This is a genomic window from Leptolyngbya cf. ectocarpi LEGE 11479 (genome assembly GCF_015207065.1).
GTDB lineage: Bacteria > Cyanobacteriota > Cyanobacteriia > Phormidesmidales > Phormidesmidaceae > Leptothoe > Leptothoe ectocarpi.
Window position 1 is genome coordinate 1 of record NZ_JADEXP010000481.1, and the last position, 3,724, is coordinate 3,724.

General features: G+C 51.9%; 4 protein-coding genes and 1 pseudogene. 3 read left to right on the forward strand and 2 right to left on the reverse strand.

Annotated features, from left to right (window positions below; genetic code table 11):
* Positions 1 to 61: 61 nt before the first annotated feature.
* Entirely contained in the window at positions 62 to 451 is a 390-nt protein-coding gene (locus tag IQ260_RS28685) for a Uma2 family endonuclease (RefSeq protein WP_193996483.1), read from the reverse strand.
* 55 nt (positions 452 to 506) lie between these two features.
* On the opposite strand from IQ260_RS28685, the gene IQ260_RS28690 reads away from it, so the two are divergent.
* The gene (locus IQ260_RS28690; protein WP_228016521.1) at positions 507 to 839 is read left to right on the forward strand and encodes an antibiotic biosynthesis monooxygenase family protein; all 333 of its coding nucleotides are present in this window, start codon (positions 507 to 509) and stop codon (positions 837 to 839) included.
* Between the two features lie 115 nt (positions 840 to 954).
* Here IQ260_RS28690 and IQ260_RS28695 read toward each other — a convergent pair whose 3' ends face one another.
* The gene (locus tag IQ260_RS28695; RefSeq protein ID WP_193996484.1) at positions 955 to 2,115 is read right to left on the reverse strand and encodes a pyridoxal-phosphate-dependent aminotransferase family protein; all 1,161 of its coding nucleotides are present in this window, start codon (positions 2,113 to 2,115) and stop codon (positions 955 to 957) included.
* 198 nt (positions 2,116 to 2,313) lie between these two features.
* Here IQ260_RS28695 and IQ260_RS28700 point away from each other — a divergent pair, with 198 nt between their 5' ends.
* Together IQ260_RS28700 and IQ260_RS28705 are read left to right on the forward strand one after the other, a co-directional pair.
* On the forward strand, positions 2,314 to 3,018 hold the full coding sequence (locus tag IQ260_RS28700; protein ID WP_193996486.1) for a C40 family peptidase: 705 nt from the start codon (positions 2,314 to 2,316) through the stop codon (positions 3,016 to 3,018).
* Between the two features lie 103 nt (positions 3,019 to 3,121).
* Positions 3,122 to 3,724: pseudogene (locus IQ260_RS28705) on the forward strand (hypothetical protein); the annotation flags it as partial.

Consider the following 3,724-nt stretch of genomic DNA (forward strand, 5'->3'; position numbering starts at 1 on the left):
CCCAAACCTCGAAAAACACGAAAGGCACGAAAGGCACGAACCAATACCTCCTAAAACGTTGTTAGTGTTCTGATGGAACTATGGCTAGGGCATTACAATGTCCTAATCTTGGAATTTGGAATTGCTGTTTGGGAATACAATTAGCATTGTCGCCAATGTAATACGAAATATCCGGCTGAAATTCATCGCTGCCGGATTTGCGATAAGAGCAAGCATCACGGGGATCGAGGGGAAGCCCCGTAACCATACCGAAAAGACCAATAAGGAGCATTAAAATAGCATGGTCTCTGGCATGATCTGAGCCAGTTGGCATCGTTTCAATCCTCGCTTTGCCGTTGTAATAATAGGTCTTATGGTGTTGATGTTTAGGCTGCTCGATCAGCTGCACGAATTCATCCCAGGTCACTGGGGTCCAAGTATCTGTAGAGATAGGGGAGCGTAGTAAGGACATAGCCCTCATCAGGATTGAATTCGTTGATAGACCCATTCTAGAAGATCTGCCGCTCTTGGCTACTCAAACCATGATTTTAGAAGTTGCTATCCTCAATGTTAAACTAGGTGAAACAGAGGCTTTTGAAAAGGCATTTCAGCAGGCACAGATCATCATTAGCTCGATGGCGGGCTATGGCGGCCATCAGCTGCAAAAGTGCATCGAAAAAGACAATCGCTATATTTTGTTGGTGACCTGGCAAACCCTGGAAGATCACACCCAAGGTTTTCGCGGGTCAGAGGAGTATCAACAGTGGAAAGCGTTGTTACATCACTTTTATGATCCGTTTCCCACGGTGGAACATTATCAGCTAGTGACCGGTACTCCAATGCTCAAATCACTCAACTAAACAAAAATATCGACTGGAAATTGGCTCGAGGTGCTGCATTTGCCCTCTTCCTAAATCCTTCTCCCCCAGGGAGAAGGACTTTGAGGTGGGGGAGAAGGACTTTGAGGTGAGAGATTTAAATCTCTTTTAGCACTTTGCCGAGAGCGCTTAGAACACGATCTACATTCTCTGGCTGACTGTTGTAACCCATCAGGCCAATGCGCCAAACCTTGCCGCCCAGCTCACCCAGACCGTTGCCGATTTCCATATTGTGATCGGACAGCACCTTGCTGGTCACAGCTTTGGCATCAACACCATCGGGCACATTAACGGTAGTCAGCGTCGGTAAACGATACTCCTTATCCACGTGACAGCTGAGACCTAGATCGGCCAGACCATCCCATAGCTTCTCAGCTGTTTTTTGATGACGCTCCCAAGAGTTTTCTAACCCTTCTTCAATAATTAGACGCAACGCTTCGCGGATGGCATAGGTCATGTTGACCGGTGCGGTGTGATGGTAGGTACGGCCCTTACCCCAGTAGTTGCGCAGCAGCGAGATATCCAAGTACCAGTTGGCCACCTTAGTCTGGCGCTTATCCAGCTTTTGCAGAGCCCGTTCGCTCATGGTGAAAGGAGAACTTCCAGGAGGGCAGCTGAGACCTTTCTGGCTACAGCTGTAGGCCATGTCCACTTTCCATTCATCTAGAAAAATGGGAATAGCGCCCATGCTAGTAACGGTGTCGATCAGCAGTAGACAGTCAAATTCACGACACAGATCGCCCACGCCTTCGAGGGGCTGACGGGCTCCGGTGGAGGTTTCAGCATGGACCAGGGCTAAAATCGCTGGACGATGCTCTTCAAGAGCAGACCGTAGTTCGCTAAGGCTAAAGACTTCCCCCCAGGGTTTGCTGATGCTGCGCACATCAGCGCGGTAGCGGCTGGCCATATCCACCAGACGATTGCCAAAGTATCCGTTGATCCCAACTAGAACCACATCCCCTGGTTCAACAGCATTCGCCAGAGTGGCTTCCATGGCGGCAGACCCAGTACCGCTGATGGGTAGCGTCATTGGGTTCTCGGTTTGCCAGACGTAGCGCATCATGGATTGCACTTCGTCCATCAGGTCCAGATAGGCCGGGTCCAGGTGACCGATGGGCTGGCGATTCATGGCGGCGACCACGTCCGGATTGGAGTTGGAGGGGCCGGGACCCAGCAGCAAACGCTCGGGAATATCTAGCGCTTTGGGGCTAATACGAAAGGTGTCGTTGATCTTGGGTCGGGATGCGGTCAGACTCATAACGATGATTAACGGATTGGGACTGCTAGCAAATGGTAGCTAATGCAACAAAATGTTTTTTTATTGTCTGATGTAATGGCGCATTCGTTCAATCAAGAGATCTGCTGCTAACGGCTGCTGTGGGGCATAATGCTCTGCATGGCCGCAATGTCGGTACTATTACGGGTTTTAATTCAAGACTAGATAAAGGTGAGTGTGGTGCAATTAGAGGATTTGAAAGAATTGTGGCGATCGCAACCCGACGCTGAGTATCGATGCGATCGCACCCTCAACCTCTACCAGACGTCCACTCAACCTAGCCTCGTCACCCAGGCCGCCGCCGGACGACAGCTCAAAATCACAGCCATTGACCCAGACGGCATCCGCGTGGTTCTCAGCGCTGACAATTATCCAGGCTGGCTGCGGCTAGACGCTATTGCCGAGCTAACCCTGGCGACCGCCCCCTACCAGCCCCCCACCGTCACCCGTCGCGATATCGAGCAGGCTATTCCTGGGGCCATTGCCTTTACCCAGGCCGCCATGGCCGTCTCCAATGAGTATCTGTGGGGAGGTACCGTCGCCCCTAACTACGACTGTTCGGGGCTAATGCAGGCCGCCTTTGCCTCAGTCGGGGTACCCCTGCCGCGCGACTCATATCAGCAAGAAGCCTTTACAGACACCATTAATAAAGGCAATCTACTGCCAGGGGATCTGATTTTTTTTGGCCCCTCCGAGCGCACTACCCATGTCGCCCTGCACCTGGGCGCAGGCCGCTACATCCACAGCTCCGGCAAAGATCAAGGTCGCAACGGCATTGGGATTGACTCCATTGTGGATCTAAGCCATCCTGTCAGCCAAACCTATGCCCAGCAATATCGCTGCTGCGGTCGTATTATGGAGGGCTATCAGCCTCAACCAAATTAAAAGTCTGGGTTACAAAATCAACCAATTTAGGTGGAGACGCGGTTTAATAACGTTGTCGATCTGATACCCGTGACCACTCACACTTGTTTTATTTCGCCGTTTTATGCGCTGGCTTTCCCCAACCATGGTTAAACGCACCCTTCGCTGGCTGTTGTTCGGCGGTATTCTCTTCTTTCTTGCCAAAACCCTAAAGGATCACTGGCAAGAGGTTAGAAGTCTGCAAATTACAGGTGCTACCGTGGCACTGCTGACCATTGCCCTGGGTATCACCCTGATCGCCCATATCTGGTCAGGGTGGGTGTGGCATCTGATTTTGCAGACGATTGGCCAGCCTCGGGATAGTCGCTGGTCTACGGTGGTCTATCTCAAAACGAATATTGCTAAATATTTGCCGGGAAATGTGTGGCACTTTTATGGCCGGGTGCGGGCGCTCCAGTCCACTGGGTCGTCTACGGGGGCGGCTATTGTCGGGGTATTGCTAGAACCGTTACTGATGGCAGCAGCGGCCCTGGGGTTAGCGGCCATTAGCTTTAGCATCACCGTATCCAACGACTGGCGGTTGTTATTCCTCTCTGTTGGGGCGCTGGTGGTGATGCTAGTGGCCATCCATCCGCGTTTTCTCAACCCATTATTGCGAAAGCTGGGCAAAGCGAAGGCCCAGGCCCAGGGGATGACGGTGATTACCAGCACGCTGAGACTACAGGCC